Origin of the sequence: Bdellovibrio sp. KM01 (assembly GCF_013752535.1) — a bacterium.
Lineage (GTDB): Bacteria > Bdellovibrionota > Bdellovibrionia > Bdellovibrionales > Bdellovibrionaceae > Bdellovibrio.
In genome coordinates, this window is record NZ_CP058348.1 from 3,125,898 (window position 1) to 3,143,427 (window position 17,530).

Sequence of the window (17,530 nt, forward strand, 5' to 3'; positions counted from 1 at the left end):
ATGCATTATGGTTTTAGCTCAATATTCAAAGCTTTCACCATCTCCCTAACAGGATCATACTGTTTGGAAGTGGCTGGCATCAAGTCACGAGATCCTAAAATTTCAGAATAAGTGTTTTTATCCGCCGATTGTTCCAAAATATCGATCAAAGCAAACATCATATCGTGGGTTACCTTGGGATATTCATCATAGAAATCCTGACGAACACAGAAGGGATCATTAGGGATAGGAGAGCTCATCCAAAGAATTCGTACCTTGGTTTTGGGGTCACCGAACTTAATCCACGCCCCTTGCTTTCCTTTTTCGTCGTCACTGAATACTGCGGCCGCATCAACTTCTTTGGACTCAAGTGCCTTGATAGAGGCTTGATGATTACCCGTGAACTGGACCTTGATGTCCTTGTCTTCGATTTTTTTATTACGCAAAGCCATCTTTGGATACAAATACCCTGAGGAAGACTGCTCGTCGACGAAAGCTATTTTCTTACCCTTCAAATCTTCCAATTTTTTGATCTTAGAAGATGCTGGGACAATAATCGCTGAGTAATAGTAGGGCTCATGCCATACTTTTTTAAGAAGGACCTTGGCTTGAGCCTGTTTTTCCGCAAACACATAAGTGGAAGAGGAGAAAAACGCGAAGTCGACCTTTTTGTTCTTCATCGCCTCAACCAAACCTGCATAATTTTTGGAAATATACATGTTCACTGGAATTCCCAAACGAGTTTGCAAAGCTTGAGCTAAAGTGACTCCTTGCTCAGACTCTTTCTTGGGATCTCCACCGGGAATCATCCCGATTGTCATGTGGGACGGAGTTTTATCAGCCGCCATTGTAACGGACGCACTCAAAGCGACGATCGCAAGAACGCCGCTGATGACTTTTATGAACGTACGCGAAAATGAAATCAAAAGACCTCCATCGAAGGCAGTGCCTCGACAGATGATGACTCATTTCTGTTGTTTTTCAAAGCAAGAACAAAGGCCTCGGCAGCATCACTTTCCGTCAAGCATGGGATATTATAGTCTGTACATGCCCGACGAATGTCGAAACTTGCCTCAATCGCACGACGACCCGACGTTGTATTGATAACAAAGGCCACCTCTCCCGAGCGAATTTTATCCACACAGTGCGGACGTCCCTCATCGACTTTTTTCAAAGACAAACAGTTAACGCCCTTATCATTAAAGAAGGCCGCGGTTCCCGTCGTTGCAGAAACACCGTAACCCATACGCTGAAGCTCTTTAACTAAAGGCAACATGGCTTCTTTATCTTTATCACGGAGTGAAAAGAAAACTTGGCCGGTTTTTGGAAGTCTTATGTTACTTGAAAGGAAGGCCTTACAAAGAGCTTCAGAATAGTCTTTTCCGCGCCCCATGCTTTCCCCGGTCGATTTCATTTCAGGGCCCAGGATCGAGTCTGATTCTGGGAACTTTTTGAACGGGAATACAACACCTTTAACAGACACGGTATTGGTTTTTCTCCATTTCAAATTGTCCAGATCAAGGTCTTTGGCTTTCTTGCCGAGCATTGCGGCCACACCCAAATCAATCAAGGGAATACCCGTCGCTTTTGCAACGAATGGAACCGAGCGAGAACTGCGCGGATTTGCTTCAAGCATGTAAACGATATCGTTTTTCACAGCCAGCTGCAAATTCAAATGCCCAATCACTCCGATACGATTTGCGAGCTGAATACTTAATTGTTCAATGCGCTCACAAGTTTCATCTTTCAGACGATGTGGCGGAAGCACCCCCATGGAGTCTCCCGAATGCACACCCGCAGCTTCGATATGTTCAACCACGCCACCGACAAGTGTCCAATCAACCCCGCGAACCAAATCGACATCCACTTCCAAGGCACCCGCCAAGAATTGATCCATCATGCAAGGTTTATCCGTCGAGATATAATCGCCGTGACGTTGGAAGTAAGAAATCAATTCATCGCGATTTTCGATTACTTCCATACGACGACCGCCCAAAACATAGCTTGGTCGGCAGATCATCGGATAACCTACTTGTTTCTCGCTGGCTAAGGCTGCCTCCAGAGATCCCGCCATCGCCGAGTTTGGAATTTCAAAATTCAACTCCCGGCAGATTTTTGTGAACAAACCACGGTCTTCTGCCAAATCAATTGTTTGCAATGAAGAACCTAGTAACTCATATCCCGCGGCTACCAATTCGGGAGCAACGTTAATTGGAGTTTGACCTCCTAATTGTGCCACAAAACCACGAGGCCTCATAAAGCGCATGATTTCGATCAAGCTTTCCGAAGTTAAAGGCTCAAAGAACAGCACGTCGGAAGTGTCGTAGTCAGTCGAAACCGTTTCTGGGTTCGAATTCACCATGATAACTTTGGTGCCACTTTTTCTAAATGCCTTTACGCCACGGACACAGCTGTAATCGAACTCGATCCCCTGCCCAATGCGATTAGGACCACTGCCGATGATAACCACGGCATTTTTAGCATTCACTTCCGCAGATTCTTGCGCCCAATATGTCGAGTAGAAGTATGGTGTAGATGATTCGAATTCACCTGCACAAGTGTCCACTTGGGAATACTTAGGGAAAAGCTGATGTTTTTCACGCAAAGTCTGAACGTATTTTGCGTTTTGACCTAGCAAGGCCCCCAAACGAGCATCTGTGAAGCCCTTGCGTTTCGCTGCAGTCAAAAGCTCGACATTGCCTTCGTTAAATTCACGTTTAAATTTACCTTCAAATTTAATCAGGCCTTCAATTTGCTCCAGGAAGTAAGGGATAATGCCTGTCAGCTCTTGGATTTCAGCAACTGTTTTACCATCACGGAAGGCTTGAAATAGTTGATAAATGCGAAGGCTGTTTGGATAGGAAATTTTACCAATTTCAAGTTCGACTTCTGGAATTGCCTGTGGGCTTGCCTCTAGACTTGCCAAAGCTTTCATCATTGATTCCTGCAAAGTGCGACCAATCCCCATGACTTCGCCCACGCTTTTCATTTGTGTCGTCAGGGAGTCTTTAGATCCTTGGAACTTTTCAAATGCAAAACGAGGAATTTTGGTAACGACATAATCCAGTGCCGGCTCATAGCAAGAAGGAGTTACCTGTGTGATGTCGTTTTTAATTTCTTCCAGGCTGTAGCCAATTGAAAGGAGTGCCGCAATTTTAGCAATCGGGAATCCGGTAGCCTTACTTGCCAATGCCGAAGAGCGACTTACGCGTGGATTCATTTCGATCACCACACGCTCGTGAGTTGTCGGGTGAACTGCAAATTGAATATTCGCTCCGCCCGTTTGAATTCCCACTTCATTGATGATCTTGCAGGCTTCGTCGCGCATAGCCTGGTATTGACGATCGCTCAATGTTTGTTGAGGAGCAATCGTGATACTGTCACCGGTATGCACGCCACACGGATCCAGGTTTTCAATGCTACAAACCACAACGAAAGAACCTTTATAGTCGCGCATGACTTCAAGTTCGTATTCTTTCCACCCCAGAATACTTTCTTCCACCAATACTTCGGAGGTCGGACTTTCATGAAGAGCGCCTACCAACATTTTTTTATATTCTTCTGGAGAGTACGCAATACCTCCACCACCCCCACCCAATGTGTAGTTCGGGCGAAGAATCATAGGATAACCAAGATCATCTGCGATCTGCATGCCGTGCTCGAAGGTACGAACTAAGTGGCTTTTCGGATAGCGCGCGCCGATTTTATCAAGAAGTCCTCTGAAGATCTCGCGATCCTCGCCAGCTTTAATAACCTGTGGAGTGGCACCAAGAAGCTGCACTTTATATTTTTGCAAAATACCTTTGCCATGGAGATCCAGGGCAAGGTTCAAAGCGGTCTGCCCACCCAGTGTCGGGATCACAGCATCGGGACGCTCTTTGTCGATGATTTTCTCAAGATATTCGACTTTCAAAGGCTCCACATAAACGCGGGTTGCGATTTCCGGGTCCGTCATGATCGTCGCGGGATTAGAATTCACCAAAATAACTTCAAGGCCTTCCGCCATTAAAGCCTTACATGCCTGAGTCCCGGAGTAATCAAACTCGCAGGCCTGTCCAATTACGATCGGTCCCGAACCAATGATCAAAACCTTTTTTATATCGGACTTACGTGGCACTCTTCCCCCTTAGCAAAAAACATTAAAACTTCGAACTGCGCTCAAAAAAAACTCCGGATGTACCGGAGTTTAAAAAACAAAAAATTAAATACCGAGTTTTCCCTCGTTGGAATAGATCATCTCGGGCTTCACGTGCTTGTACTGCTCAAACTTGTATCTCATTTTGATCAAACGAAGCATCATAAGATCAGGATCCAAATCCGGATCTTTGCGATGACGTTTTACTTCGCTCAAGATAAACTTTTTCGCACTTTCCGGATGGAAGCAGAAGCCGCGAGTAAAAATGTAAGATTCCCCATGAGGAATCAAACGCACTTCAAACAACTCGTCTGGATCAAATCCGAAAACATACGGAGACTGCTTAACGACCAACTTTTTGTTCGCCATCAAGTCTTTGATATAAACGTCGCCGTTTTTAATTTTATTAAATTCAAATATAGAATGACGGTGCTTTTTCAAAACCTCGATCAACTGCACTTCTTCTGGAGTAAAGCGAAGTTCACGAACCAGGTGGCAAGCATCCAATGGAGTTTGACCAAAACCTTTTAGTTCGCGAGTGAAGAAATACCAGTCATAAAACTGCGCCATACGGGATTCAAAATGCTCGGAGTTTTCATCAAGAGTCCCGGCATTTTCAAAGAATTCCTTTTTGGCCATCGCCAACTCGTCCTTGAAGGCTTCGCTAACAAAATGATTTAAAATCTTTTCGATTAACTTTTCGTATTCGTTCATATCATCCGCTCTACAAAATAACTAAACAGGCCACTCGCTTCATGCGGGCCTGGGCAACTTTCAGGATGATATTGTATTCCCAAACACTTTCTTTTTTCACTATAAAAACCTGCCACAGTGCCATCATTTAGATTGGTGTGCGTCACTTTGACATCCTCAGGCAATGTCGCCTGATCGACGGCATAACCGTGATTCTGACTGGTCATATAGATTTGATTTAAAATAGTATCCTGGATTGGGTGATTGCTGCCACGGTGCCCGAATTTTAGCTTATAGGTTTTACCCCCCAAAGCGAGTCCCAGGATCTGATGCCCCATGCAAATACCAAAGATCGGTTTTACACCCAGAAGCTCTTTGACCGTGCCGATCGCCACCTTCACGTCCGCTGGATCCCCGGGACCGTTAGTCAGCATAATGCCGTCGGGATTGTAATTCATGATTTCCTGCACGGAACTGCGGCTGTTGAAAATTTTGATTTCAGAACAACGATTTTGCAATTCACGAAGAATGTTTTCTTTGCTTCCAAAATCCAAGACTGCCACGCGTGGGCCGACCATATTGTCGCCACGGCGGACTTCCGGCTGCTGTCTGGATGCCAGATAAACCCAGTCTTTATCCAAAGTCTTCTTTTTATCAATCAAAGCTTGAGCTAAAGATTTTGCCTGGGTTTCATCATTAGCCTGAACCAAAGCGCCCCAAGGAGTTCCGCCTTTGCGCAGACGCATCACCAAGTGACGAGTGTCGAGCTCCGTTAGCATAGGAATTTTATTATCGGTCAGACGTTTTTTCCAGGCTTGGTCGCGTTCCGTGTCCTGGATTTCAAGACAAATAAAACCTTCGATCCAAAGCTGGCGAGATTCCCAAGCTTCGTCTTCAACTCCGTAGTTGCCCTGCATGGGCGCTGTCATCACCACGATTTGAGAAAAGTAAGAAGGATCTGTAGCAATTTCTTCGTAACCAGAATGAGAAGTGTTGAAGACCACCTCACCAGCACGGTTTTCACCGCCCTGCCAAGCGCCTTGATAAACTTCGCCCGTTTCTAAAACAAGCCAACCCTTCATAATCCCCCCAAAACTTCGAGCAAAATCGCCTGACGAACCAAAACACCATTACCGACTTGATCTAAAACGCGACATCGAGAATCTTTCTGCAAAACCTCGGCATCCATTTCCGTTCCTTGATTAATAGGACCGGGATGCATGATAAGAGCGTTTGCCGAAAGAGCTTTTAAATTCTCAACCGTAAAACCAAAGTCTTTACGGTAATCTTCCAATGAATACTTCACTTGATGACGTTCCAATTGCACACGCAAGGCCATTGCAACCGTCGCCCACTTCAAACCCTCTGACAGAGAATTGAATATTTTAATTCCTGCAGATTCAGGCAAGAAACTCACTGGCCCGCAAAAAGCGACTTCATAGTTCAGCTTTTTTGCAAGCTCAAGATGAGAGGCTGCAACACGGCTGTGACGGGCGTCACCGACGATCAAAACTTTCTGACCCTCGATTTTCCCCAGATGCTTGCGAATAGTGTAAGCATCCAGAAGGGCCTGAGTCGGATGGCCTTTTTTACCCCACCCTGCATTGATGATTGGCACTTCCAATTTTACAGCGAGAGCTTTGAAATCCAACTCATCGCCGGAACGAATCACCACAAAAGCTGGTTTCATCGCCGCGACGTTTAGGACCGTGTCCTCAAGAGTTTCACCCTTTTCCAAACTGCTGCCGGATTTTCCGTCCAGCAACATGGGATGAACTCCCAATTGGGCACATGCCGTTTCGAAACTCATTCTGGTACGAGTACTGGCTTCAAAAAACAAAAGGGCTCCGGTTTTGCCGAAGCCCTTCGATGGTAAAAATGGATTCAATGCCAACTGATCTGCCGTTGAAAATAGACGACCGATTTTTTCTTTTTCAAGACTAACTAAATCAAGAATGGAGTGCTGAGTTCTAGATGACATCTAGAAGAACAGCCTAGAAGGCAGAGGGTTTTATGTCAATGAACGGTGGAAAAAACTCTGTTCCAACGCACTGTAGGATAGCGATCACCACCCCATTTTTCCTGCCAATCCAAAGAGAGCCAGATCAAAACGACTTTGCCCACAATCTGTGAGGTCGGAACGGAACCCCAATAGCGCGAGTCGTCACTCGCATCACGATTGTCTCCCAGAATAAAGGCTTCATCCGGAGGCACTATGATAGGTCCAAAATCCTTACCTTCCATCTGCTTTTGAAAGATCACTCTCCAAGATGAATCCTGATATTTCTCTTCGAAGACTTCAAACAACCCCGGGTTCGGGTTGTCGACTGTGTTATCTACGGCCTTCACATATTCAAGGGGCTGATCATTTAAAATCACTCGGCCATCTTTGATTTCAATCTTATCGCCAGGCAAACCGATCACGCGCTTCACATAGGAAATGCCCGGCTGATTGCTGTATGTAAAGACGATCAAATCACCTCTCTCGGGAGGGGTGATGTCCCAAATTTTATCGGTGAATGGAAGGCGAATTCCGTAGGAAACGCGGGAAGAAAAAATAAAATCACCGGGTTTCAACGTCGGCTGCATGGAGCCCGTTGGCACTTTATAAGCCGTGACCAGATAGCTGCGCACAAATAGCGCAAAAAAAACCGCGATCACTAGAGTTGTTAAGTATTCTCGCCAACGAGTCATAAAAAAATCTTAACTAACTTTTGCGATCGCGGATAGCTTTTTTGGAAATGCGAAAAAACTAGTAATCGTATCCTTCGTTGATTGGAGAAGGATTTGATTCTTTATTCTCCATATAGATCACGGCGCGAGTATTATTCAAAGATGGGTGAGTGATATGTACCAAGCATCCGCTGTTTTCGTTACCTGGAGTCCAGATAACTTTAGTCTCGTAAGCTTGAGTGAATGTTTTTGAAGAAGCGTCGAATGAACTTTCCAACAACAAAGTTTTGATCACTTTACATTGAAAGCCACCGGTTTGATCAGCAACGATTGCTGTAGGAACAACTGATTGACCAACACTTTGTACAACTACGCGCAAAGAAATAACGCCGTCTTGGTTCGAAGCAGAAACCGCTTCGATGTAGTTAGCTTTGTCATCAAGGTTTGTGTAGTTTGAGCTAGCTGCCAAGGCGCTTACAGAAGTCAAAAGAGCTGCAATAAAAGAAACCAATTTCATGATATCTCCAGGATTGATTTTGTTAATAGATTGCGGGTAGATACCACAAATCGCCCCGGGAAACACTGCGGCGCGTAACCAATGAAATTTACACCCACTGTTTTATCAAATGTTAACAACCCTAAATGGCTTTAATTACTTAAGAACTTGAAACAGACGCGACCAGCGCATCTGAGCTGGATCACACATGAAAGTCATGGTCGGCAAAGTACTTTCGCAGGAAAGCCAAATGGCCCAGGCGCGACCCACGATGTAGTCTTTTTTAACAAACCCCCACACTCGAGAATCGCTGGATTGATCGCGGTTATCCCCCATGAAGAAATAATTGCCTTCAGGAACTTTGAAAACTTGCGGAGTCGCATCGTCGTCAAATTTGAAATCCATGAAACGAATGATATGCTTGGCAGGCTCCATGGTTTCAGTAAAGTAGGTAAAACCACTTTCATTTTGAGCAGATTCGAATTTTTCCAAAGGAAGCTCTTGTCCGTTGATAGCGATCTTACCCGCTCTAACAACGACTTCATCCCCCGGCAACCCTACCAGGCGCTTGATGTAATACACGTCTGGATTTTCAGGATATTTAAAGACGATGATCTGACCTCGTTGAGGTTGCGACCACTGAACCATCCATTTATCACTAAAGGGCAAATGCAGACCGTAAGCGAATTTTTTCACCAGGATATGATCATGCACTAACAAGTTGGGGATCATACTTCCCGACGGAATTACGAAGGGCTCAAACAAGGCCCAACGAACACCCATCACCAGCACAATAGGAAAAAGGAACGTTAGAATCGCCTGATTCCACGTTCCTTTTAAATTTTTCTCTGCTGGGTTTTCTTGATTCATTTATTAATTAACTGGGTGGAAGAAGCGTGTCCAACGGATCGTCAATGGATTACAGATCATTGGCAAAGCTGGAATAGTTTCCTCACAAGAAAGCCAAACAAACATCGCGCGGCCCAGGATGTTTTGCTTCGGCAAGAAGCTCCATACACGGCTATCCATCGAGTTCATACGGTTATCACCCATGACAAATAAGTGATCAGCCGGAACTACAACAGGGCCGAATGTTTCGTAGAAATCACCTTTACGAAGAAGGATCGAATGGTCTTTTCCTTCGCCGCCCTCTTTACCCGGAGGCAAAGCTTCGGTGAATTCAACGTAATTAGACTTTGCGTCGTTCACATTGCCGTCACGAGTAAAGTCAGCATCACGCAACCAATTGAAATCGTCCTGATTCGCAGGAACTTTCTTTTCAACAGGTTTGTCGTTTACGTACAAAGTTCCATTTTCATAATAGATCTTGTCGCCCGGCTCGCCCACGATACGTTTAATGAAGAACGTGCTCATATCACGAGGATATTTAAAGACGATCACTTCACCACGCTTTGGTTCGTTGAATTTAACCATCCAGTTTTCACTGAAGGGAACTCGCAAACCGTAAGTCAGTTTGTTCACAAAAATATGGTCGTGAATCAACAAAGACGGAAGCATGGAACCCGACGGAATAACGTAGGCTTCAACAAAACCCCAACGAATGAACAGGGCAATAAAAACAGCCAGGAATAGGGAACCCCAACCTTCTGTCCAAAAATGCTTCGTTCTCCAGTCCCATGGAGGTGGTTTTGTCTGCTGTTGATCTTTTGCCATGATGCTAGTCCTCTACTTTCAAGATCGCTAAGAAGGCTTCTTGAGGCACGTCGACAGAACCGACTGCCTTCATACGCTTCTTACCCTCTTTTTGTTTCTCTAGGAGCTTACGTTTACGAGAGATGTCACCACCATAACATTTGGCAGTAACGTCTTTTCTGATCGCCCCTTGAGTTTCACGAGCAATAATTTTCGAACCAATAGCCGCTTGGATATTGATTTGGAACTGCTGACGAGGGATCAATTCTTTCATCTTTTCTGTCAGCTTACGACCACGAGTCACTGCTTTTGATCTGTGAACGATCAATGACAACGCATCGATCGGTTCAGAGTTGATCAAAATATCCAACTTAACCAGGTCCGATTCTTCAAAACCAATGAATTCATATTCCAAAGATGCATAACCTTTGGAGATAGATTTCAAACGGTCATAGAAATCCATAACCATTTCATTCATTGGAAGTTTGTACTCGATGATCACTTTCTTTTCGTTCACATATTCCATTTTAAGCTGAGCGCCGCGCTTGTCTTCGCAAAGCTTCAAAATACCACCGATATATTCGGTTGGAGTATGCAACGTCACCTTTACGTAAGGTTCTTCAAACTTAGCAATCTTGGATTCATCAGGCATGCCCGATGGATTTTCCAACATCATTACGGAACCATCAGTTTGCGTGATTTGGTAAACAACCGTAGGAGCTGTCGTGATCAAATCAAGATTGAACTCACGCTCCAAACGTTCTTGTACGATCTCCATATGTAGAAGACCCAAGAAACCGCAACGGTAACCGAAACCAAGGGCCGCCGACTTCTCAACTTCGTATGACAAAGAGGAGTCATTTAAGCACAGCTTGTCCAAGGCATCTTTCAAACTTTCATATTCAGAGGCAACAACCGGGAAGATACCTGCGAAAACCATCGGCTTGATTCTTTGGAAACCTGCCAACGGCTCTGCTGCCGGATGTTTTGCACCCGTCACCGTATCACCGACTTTTACGTCACGGATATCTTTGATACCACAGATGATAAAGCCCACTTCACCGGCCTCGAGAGTGTCTTGAGGAGCTGGGAATGGTTTGTATTTACCCATGCGCAAAACTTCATAGTCACGATCCGTGGCCATGAATTTGATTTTGTCGCCTTTCTTAATGACTCCATCAACCATACGAACCAAGACAACTACGCCTTGGTAAGCATCAAACCAAGAGTCAAAGATCAACCCACGCGGAGTGAGTGAACGATCTGCTTTTGGTGGCGGAACTTTTTCAACGATTGCTTCAAGAATATCAGTGATACCGATTTTCTCTTTTGCCGAGGCGTGAATAATTCCTGTTGTATCCAAGCCCACTGTATCTTCGATCTGTCTCGCGACACCTTCTGGGTCAGCAGATGGCAAATCGATTTTGTTCAATACGGGAATGATCTCAAGATTATTTTCCATCGCAAGATAAACATTCGCGAGAGTTTGAGCTTCCACACCTTGTGCAGCATCAACAACCAAGATCGCGCCTTCACAGGCAGCCAAAGAACGGGATACTTCGTAAGAGAAGTCCACGTGCCCCGGTGTATCGATCAAATTGATCTGATAGTCGTTACCGTCTTTGGATTTGAAATCCAGGCAAACTGTTTGAGCTTTGATTGTGATCCCACGCTCACGCTCAAGTTCCATGTTGTCCAAAAACTGTTCTTTCTTTTCACGATCAGAAAGAGAGCCAGTTACGGAAAGAAGACCATCTGCCAAAGTTGATTTGCCGTGGTCGATATGAGCGATAATTGCGAAGTTACGTATAAACTTAGGATCCATTGGCGCCATTATTATAAAAGAAGCGCCGAGTTGCTAGAGACAACTCGGCGCAATGATTAATAAATTTCAAATCTTAGAAGGACTAAGCCAGGCCTTTTACGGCTGCTTTGAGTTCTTCCACTTTGTTAAGTTTTTCCCACGTGAAGCCTTCTTCGTTACGACCGAAGTGGCCATACGCTGCTGTATTCGAATAGATTGGTCTCAAAAGGTCCAAATCCTTCGTAATACGTGCTGGGCGCAAGTCAAAGACCTGGCGAACCGCTTTTTCAAGCACTTCAGAGCCCACTTTGCTTGTACCGAAATCATTCACAGTGATGGAAACTGGTTCAGCAACACCGATCGCATACGCCACTTGAAGCAAGCAACGATCTGCCAAGCCTGCACCCACGATGTTCTTCGCGATGTGACGAGCTGCGTAAGCCGCAGAACGATCCACCTTAGAAGGATCTTTACCAGAGAATGCACCACCGCCGTGTGCACCGTGACCACCGTAAGTGTCCACGATGATTTTACGACCCGTCAAACCAGCATCACCCATTGGACCACCTGTTACAAAACGGCCCGTTGGATTTATGAAGAATTTTGTTTTCGCGTCGATCCACTGAGCGGGGATTGATTTTTTGATCAACTCTTCAGTGATGAATTCTTTGATAGTTGCATTGGAAACAGAGTCCGCATGTTGAGTAGAGATCACAACCGCGTCGATACGTTTCGCGATACCATTTTCATATTGAACAGTTACTTGGGATTTAGCATCCGGGCGCAACCAGTCCACTTTGTTAGCTTTACGGATCGTGGCCAAGTCTTTCACAAGTTTGTGAGACATAGCGATTGAAAGAGGCATCAATTCCGGAGTTTCATTCACTGCATAACCGAACATCAAACCTTGATCGCCGGCACCTTGATCGTCAGACAAAGTCTCTTTAACACCTACTGCGATGTCAGGAGATTGTTGGCCAACTGCAACCGTCACTGCGCAAGTTTTGTAGTCAAAACCCTTATCAGAGTGGTCGTAACCAATACGTTTAACAACATCACGAGCGATTTCTGAAAAGTTAACTTTTGCAGAAGTCGTGATTTCACCAGCAACAACGATCAAACCTGTTGTTAGCAAAGTCTCACAGGCAACGCGACCCTTAGGGTCTTGAGCCAAGATAGCGTCCAGAACGCCATCTGAGATTTGATCGGCCATTTTATCCGGATGACCTTCAGAAACAGATTCACTCGTAAAAAGATAGTTTTTCACTTCTTATTTTCCTTATCGAGAGGATTGCCACACCCTAACCGGGGCAGAGTGCAACTAGGTTTGTTTGACAACATTTTAAGTCAGATTCGCAACCTATCAAACTCGTATTTGGGGGTCAACTGATTGCCGGAGCCTTCTTAAGGAAAAGGCTAATACGCGTCCCTTTGTTCTTAGGATCGATATGACTGCAGACGCTGTGAACTTGAAGACGCCCGTGTGCCTTATCGAGATAGTGCTTCATGAGTAAAAGTCCAAATCCTGTGCCCTTTTCACCCCATGTACCTAATGTGGACGCCAAGCCCCCAACACTCTCCCATTGCAGAATCCGTTCAGGCGGAATTCCCACCCCGTGATCACGAATGATAAGTTCAAACTCACTGCCATGGGAAACACCGCTGACTTCGATCTTGGCGCCTGGCGGACTAAACTTGATCGCGTTAGAAATGGCGTTATTCACGACCTGTGTTCTTAAACTGATTTCATCACCCAACACATGAACATTGCGAATCTCAGGATCCACTTCAAGGATCAGATTTTTTTCCCGCAAACGCTCGTCGAACAAGGCCCCCACCGAATCTAAAAGATTTCCAACTGAAACCGGAAGAATATTTAAAACCACACGGCCCGAATCCGCCGCATCAAAATAGCGCGCATTTTCCACGGTCTGACGAATATTCGCGATCACTTTTCTTGAGTGATTCAACTCGGCTTCCAAATCCGGATACCGCTTGATCACGCGACTTTGGGTAAAGTCGACGGAAGCCAAAGGATTCAAAATATCGTGAGTGATCGCGCGAAACAACTGACGAATCTGCATGTTTTTAGCCGAGATTTTATTGTGATAAAAATAACCGAGTTCAATGAAGAACAAAGTAAAACCACCAACCAAACCGATCAACCCCAGGCCCACCATGAACTGAGCGACAACTCGGCCGTCGGCCGTTAGCTGACTTGCTGGAACCAGACGACTCGTCTGCAAAAAGAACATCATCATGAAATCCACGACACAAATAAAGATCCACGCCAGAGCATGGGTTTTATTGGTCAAAATGCCCACGATCATTGGCAACACCGCAAACCAAATCAAGGTCGGCGAATAAAATCCACCCGTGTAAAAAGAGAAAGCAAATTGGAAGACCATTCCCGCCGTGACCATGGTGTAAACAGAAAAAACCATCGAACGTGTGGTCTTATAAAGGACAGGACACAATGCATGTATGGCGGAGCAGACAAAGCCGATGATAGCGAGGTCTTTGCTTGTAACCAGGAAGATAGCTAAGAAGCTATACATCCACATTAGCATTCCCGTAAGAACCGTGATGATAACCAAAAGACGATACTTGTAAGATCTCGTCAGAGCATCATCCTCAACCACCGAGGAAAACAACCAGTTACCAATTAAAGGACTCACCTCAGGCATTTTCATGAGGTCATTAAACAACAAAAGGTGGTTTCAAACCACCTTTTGTTGAAGTTATTCATGTAAAGAAAATGACTTAAGCGGCTTTACGCACGCGCAGCATCTGATTCAGACGGCCTTCCTTGGAAAGCTCAGGTTTTTTATGGTCCTTGAACATCTTAGCGGTTTTCAGGAATTGCTTTTCAAGCTTTTCCACGCACGAGTCCACGGCGGCATATACGTCCACACTAAATGACGACGCTTTAAAATATTTTTCTCGGGTGTTTACCGAGATCTCCACACAGAATTCGTTCTTGGTTTTACTAAAATAAACGGCCCCGTACCCATCCCTAAGCAGAAACTGTCCGATTTCTTCCATACGCTGTTCCGTATACTCAACAAGTGAATCGGAGTGATCAAGATGCTTAAAGGTTGTGTTCAATTTCATTATTCTCTCCTCCAGCCCCTTTCAAGGCCTTAGTTTCTGTGGGTCCCCAGCACTCGTGCTGCATTAAGCTTATCGGGTCGGCTGGACCAAAGATGAGCTCTATAATGAGAACCGGAGAGAATAATTTGCGGTTAATTTAAATTCTCATTTTGAGAAAACAAATTTTCACGGATTAAGCTGGAGCATTGTCGTCAGAAGCGACCATTCTCTTATAAAAAAGCAATAATTTCTTCGCACCCGGGAGGAGATTGGCGGCCCAATCATTGTGCGCATTATGATCCGCCCCATCGGTGACGTATTTAAGCGAGATCAATTGCACGCCCATTTTGCGACAGACTTTAGCGATCGCATATCCTTCCATGTCCACAAGATCACAAGGAAGCTTGGGCGTGCCTGTTTCAAAGTTATCGCCCGTGCTGCAAACCCCATGAGGGAGCTCACTGAAATAAGGAATCAAATCAATAGAGCCCGGAATCGGATCAAAGGGAGTCTCCCCCACTTTGAAGCCCAACGGCGTGATATCCATATCTCTTTGAACGAACGAGGACACTTCAATCAGTTCGTGAGTTTTAAATTTAGAACTCCCCGCCGTGCCCAGATTGATGATCACTTTACATTTGGTTTTGTGAATCACATCCATGGCCGTCAGAGCGGCATTTACTTTACCTATACCGGTATAGTGAACGGAAATATTTTCGCTTTCGAAAACATTCTGAGATTCATGGGGAAGAGCCATCAATACTGCAACGTCTTTAATATTGAACAAGGGAGTAGACCTCTTTACCGTTAAATTTCATTTGATTCAGGAAGGTTAAATTCACCAAAACCGCCACGGCCTGCACTGTATATCCAGCCAGTGAGCTTAAATCAATAGCCGCCTGCAATGTCCCGCCCGTCGCCAAAACATCGTCCACAATCATGATATTTCCACCACCAACCGGTAGCTCGATTTCCGCCGTACCATATTCAAGTGCATACGAAATTCTTTTCGTAGGAGGAGGCAGTTTGCCAGCTTTACGAATCGGCAAAAAGCCTTTTCCGTGAACAGCCGCCATATGCGACGCCAAAATAAACCCACGCGACTCAATCCCAGCAAAATATTGAACCTTAGAAAGATCCACACCAGAAACCAAATTCTTAGAAACAAAGCTCAAAGCATCCGGATTCTGCAAAAGCGGAGACATATCCCGAAAAAGAATACCTTCTTTAGGAAAATCAGGAACATCTCGAATCAGCTTTTTTAAATCCATCACTTCTCCCTCTAAACCGGAGCCAAATTAAACAACCCAGGTCTAAATCTCAACGAAAAATTCTTCCTTCAAACAAAGAAAATACACTGCCCACCAGGCACAGCCGTATAATACAGCACCAAAACCGAGTTCCACAGTAAATTCTGAAAAGCTTAACCAAGGCAAATAAACATCGACCCACCCCAAAAACACGAAGTCCCCGCACAATAAAGAGCGAGGACCTGTCTAAGAGTTTTGGTGCTGTATTATACGGCTGTGCCGGGTCGCTAGAAGTACTTCTTCCTTTGCGAAGACGGAAGAATTTTGAGTACGTCGCGATATTTTGCGACCGTTCTTCGTGCGATTTGGATTCCGTCGACCTTTAACATATCCACGATCTTTTGGTCGGACAGCGGGTTCTTAGGATCTTCTTTGGAAACCAAGTCTTTGATTTTCACTTTGACTGATTCACTTGCCAAAGAGTCACCGTCGCTTGAACTGATCCCTGAATTGAAGAAGTATTTCAACTCATAGATACCTTGCGGAGTGTGAACGTACTTGGACGTCGTCACACGGCTGACCGTGGATTCATGCATGCCGATGTCATTTGCGATATCGCGCAAAACCATCGGTTTCAAATGCTCAGAACCTTTTTCAAAGAAGTCTCGTTGATGCTTTACGATCGACTCCGCCACTTTATAGATTGTTCTTTGTCTTTGGTGAATAGACTTGATCAACCAAACAGCAGAGCGCAATTTTTCCTGGATATAATCCTGAGTTTTGTCGCCTGTTGTTTTGCCCGTTTTCAGCATGTTTTTATAAAAGTTTGAAATCTTCAAACGTGGCAAACCGTCTTCATTCAAAGACACCACGTAATCATCGCCGACTTTGTAAACGTAAACGTCTGGAGTGACGTAATGAGTGTCACTGGCAACGAAAGCGCGACCTGGTTTAGGATCCATCGCATAGATGATCTTACACATGTCGACAACATCTTCGATATCACGACCCAAAGCTTTCGCAATGGCCTCGTAATTTTTCTTTTCCAGATCTTTTAAGTGATTATTGATCAGGTTGACCAAATCGTGAGTGTCTTCTTCCAAGTGTTTGGCTTGGATCAACAGGCACTCTTTCAAATCACGCGCACCCACACCTGGGGGATCGAATTCGTGAATCAAAGTCAGAGTGTCTTCCAAAAGATCCTTATCGATCTTTTCTTCTTCTGCGATTTGCTCAATAGGAACTTTGAAATAACCATCATCATCGATCGCGCCGATAATCGCATCTGCTGCGCGCTCTTCCTCTTCAGAAAAGCCGTTCATCTTAACTTGCCAGTAGAGATGATCGTGCAACGTCTGAGACGCGGTGATGACGTTTTCATAGTTCATGATCTCTTCAGAACCAGACATGCCGGACTGAGGAGGTTTTTGGTTTTGCTCTATATAAGATTCCCACTCAAACTCATCTTGTTTTTGTGGGTCTTGAGAAATTTGATCGTTGGTGGACTCCACAGAGCCTTCACCGGCAACTTCGTCCGCGGCTTCTTTAGTGCGCTGTAGATCTTCCTCTTTAAGCTGTTCTGCTTCTTCTAGAATCGGGTTTTCTTCCAGCTCTGAACGAACCGCCGACTCCAGTTCCATACGCGACATCTGCAACAGTTTAATAGCTTGTTGCAGTTGTGGAGTAATGACCAGAGATTGACTCAGGTTCATGGTCTGTCGAAGAGCCATTGTTTACCTTTCTAAAAACGCACT

General features: G+C 45.0%; 16 protein-coding genes. All 16 read right to left on the minus strand.

Annotation, left to right across the window (positions count from 1 at the left end; genetic code table 11):
* Positions 1–5: 5 nt before the first annotated feature.
* Positions 6–905, minus strand: coding sequence for a phosphate/phosphite/phosphonate ABC transporter substrate-binding protein (phnD, locus tag HW988_RS15110; RefSeq protein ID WP_255490045.1), 900 nt, complete (start codon positions 903–905; stop codon positions 6–8).
* Complete coding sequence (gene carB / locus HW988_RS15115; RefSeq protein ID WP_181605030.1) at positions 902–4,096, minus strand: carbamoyl-phosphate synthase large subunit; 3,195 nt, start codon at positions 4,094–4,096, stop codon at positions 902–904. Before carB ends, phnD begins: the two co-directional genes overlap by 4 nt.
* Before the next feature lie 84 nt (positions 4,097–4,180).
* A complete protein-coding gene (locus HW988_RS15120; protein ID WP_142701310.1) occupies positions 4,181–4,828 on the minus strand; it encodes a hypothetical protein in 648 nt (215 codons plus the stop codon).
* Positions 4,825–5,889 (minus strand): glutamine-hydrolyzing carbamoyl-phosphate synthase small subunit, encoded by a 1,065-nt coding sequence (gene carA, locus HW988_RS15125; protein WP_181605031.1) that lies wholly within the window; start codon positions 5,887–5,889, stop codon positions 4,825–4,827. The genes HW988_RS15120 and carA overlap by 4 nt, the downstream gene beginning before the upstream one ends.
* Positions 5,886–6,788 (minus strand): aspartate carbamoyltransferase catalytic subunit, encoded by a 903-nt coding sequence (locus tag HW988_RS15130; RefSeq protein WP_181605032.1) that lies wholly within the window; start codon positions 6,786–6,788, stop codon positions 5,886–5,888. The genes carA and HW988_RS15130 overlap by 4 nt, the downstream gene beginning before the upstream one ends.
* Before the next feature lie 35 nt (positions 6,789–6,823).
* Positions 6,824–7,501 carry a signal peptidase I gene (gene lepB, locus HW988_RS15135; RefSeq protein ID WP_181605033.1) on the minus strand — a complete coding sequence of 226 codons (678 nt, stop codon included), beginning with the start codon at positions 7,499–7,501 and terminating at the stop codon, positions 6,824–6,826.
* A gap of 58 nt (positions 7,502–7,559) precedes the next feature.
* A complete protein-coding gene (locus tag HW988_RS15140) occupies positions 7,560–7,997 on the minus strand; it encodes a hypothetical protein (protein ID WP_181605034.1) in 438 nt (145 codons plus the stop codon).
* A 135-nt stretch (positions 7,998–8,132) separates the two neighbouring features.
* Positions 8,133–8,846 (minus strand): signal peptidase I, encoded by a 714-nt coding sequence (lepB, locus tag HW988_RS15145; RefSeq protein WP_181605035.1) that lies wholly within the window; start codon positions 8,844–8,846, stop codon positions 8,133–8,135.
* A 3-nt stretch (positions 8,847–8,849) separates the two neighbouring features.
* A complete protein-coding gene (gene lepB, locus HW988_RS15150) occupies positions 8,850–9,650 on the minus strand; it encodes a signal peptidase I (RefSeq protein WP_142701316.1) in 801 nt (266 codons plus the stop codon).
* Positions 9,651–9,654: 4 nt separating this feature from the next.
* On the minus strand, positions 9,655–11,454 hold the full coding sequence (gene lepA / locus HW988_RS15155; RefSeq protein WP_181605036.1) for a translation elongation factor 4: 1,800 nt from the start codon (positions 11,452–11,454) through the stop codon (positions 9,655–9,657).
* Between the two features lie 82 nt (positions 11,455–11,536).
* Positions 11,537–12,700, minus strand: a complete 1,164-nt coding sequence (gene metK, locus HW988_RS15160) for a methionine adenosyltransferase (RefSeq protein ID WP_181605037.1) — start codon at positions 12,698–12,700, stop codon at positions 11,537–11,539.
* 115 nt (positions 12,701–12,815) lie between these two features.
* Positions 12,816–14,126: a sensor histidine kinase KdpD gene (locus HW988_RS15165; protein WP_181605038.1), complete on the minus strand. Its 1,311-nt coding sequence runs from the start codon at positions 14,124–14,126 to the stop codon at positions 12,816–12,818.
* 70 nt (positions 14,127–14,196) lie between these two features.
* Positions 14,197–14,547: a ribosome hibernation-promoting factor, HPF/YfiA family gene (gene hpf / locus HW988_RS15170; RefSeq protein WP_142701320.1), complete on the minus strand. Its 351-nt coding sequence runs from the start codon at positions 14,545–14,547 to the stop codon at positions 14,197–14,199.
* 172 nt (positions 14,548–14,719) lie between these two features.
* Positions 14,720–15,283, minus strand: a complete 564-nt coding sequence (locus HW988_RS15175) for a 5'-nucleosidase (protein ID WP_181607823.1) — start codon at positions 15,281–15,283, stop codon at positions 14,720–14,722.
* A gap of 16 nt (positions 15,284–15,299) precedes the next feature.
* Positions 15,300–15,797: an adenine phosphoribosyltransferase gene (locus HW988_RS15180; protein WP_181605039.1), complete on the minus strand. Its 498-nt coding sequence runs from the start codon at positions 15,795–15,797 to the stop codon at positions 15,300–15,302.
* Between the two features lie 266 nt (positions 15,798–16,063).
* On the minus strand, positions 16,064–17,506 hold the full coding sequence (gene rpoN / locus HW988_RS15185; RefSeq protein WP_181605040.1) for an RNA polymerase factor sigma-54: 1,443 nt from the start codon (positions 17,504–17,506) through the stop codon (positions 16,064–16,066).
* Positions 17,507–17,530: the final 24 nt, after the last annotated feature.

Excerpts from the sequence above, each read along its gene's own strand:
- lepB (WP_142701316.1), bottom strand. The coding sequence starts at position 9,650 with ATGGCAAAAGATCAACAGCAGACAAAACCACCTCCATGGGACTGGAGA.
- HW988_RS15130 (WP_181605032.1), bottom strand. The coding sequence starts at position 6,788 with ATGTCATCTAGAACTCAGCACTCCATTCTTGATTTAGTTAGTCTTGAA.
- carA (WP_181605031.1), bottom strand. The coding sequence starts at position 5,889 with ATGAAGGGTTGGCTTGTTTTAGAAACGGGCGAAGTTTATCAAGGCGCT.
- lepA (WP_181605036.1), bottom strand. The coding sequence starts at position 11,454 with ATGGATCCTAAGTTTATACGTAACTTCGCAATTATCGCTCATATCGAC.
- HW988_RS15180 (WP_181605039.1), bottom strand. The coding sequence starts at position 15,797 with ATGGATTTAAAAAAGCTGATTCGAGATGTTCCTGATTTTCCTAAAGAA.
- HW988_RS15165 (WP_181605038.1), bottom strand. The coding sequence starts at position 14,126 with ATGAAAATGCCTGAGGTGAGTCCTTTAATTGGTAACTGGTTGTTTTCC.
- hpf (WP_142701320.1), bottom strand. The coding sequence starts at position 14,547 with ATGAAATTGAACACAACCTTTAAGCATCTTGATCACTCCGATTCACTT.
- HW988_RS15120 (WP_142701310.1), bottom strand. The coding sequence starts at position 4,828 with ATGAACGAATACGAAAAGTTAATCGAAAAGATTTTAAATCATTTTGTT.
- HW988_RS15175 (WP_181607823.1), bottom strand. The coding sequence starts at position 15,283 with ATGGCTCTTCCCCATGAATCTCAGAATGTTTTCGAAAGCGAAAATATT.
- HW988_RS15140 (WP_181605034.1), bottom strand. The coding sequence starts at position 7,997 with ATGAAATTGGTTTCTTTTATTGCAGCTCTTTTGACTTCTGTAAGCGCC.
- rpoN (WP_181605040.1), bottom strand. The coding sequence starts at position 17,506 with ATGGCTCTTCGACAGACCATGAACCTGAGTCAATCTCTGGTCATTACT.
- lepB (WP_181605035.1), bottom strand. The coding sequence starts at position 8,846 with ATGAATCAAGAAAACCCAGCAGAGAAAAATTTAAAAGGAACGTGGAAT.
- lepB (WP_181605033.1), bottom strand. The coding sequence starts at position 7,501 with ATGACTCGTTGGCGAGAATACTTAACAACTCTAGTGATCGCGGTTTTT.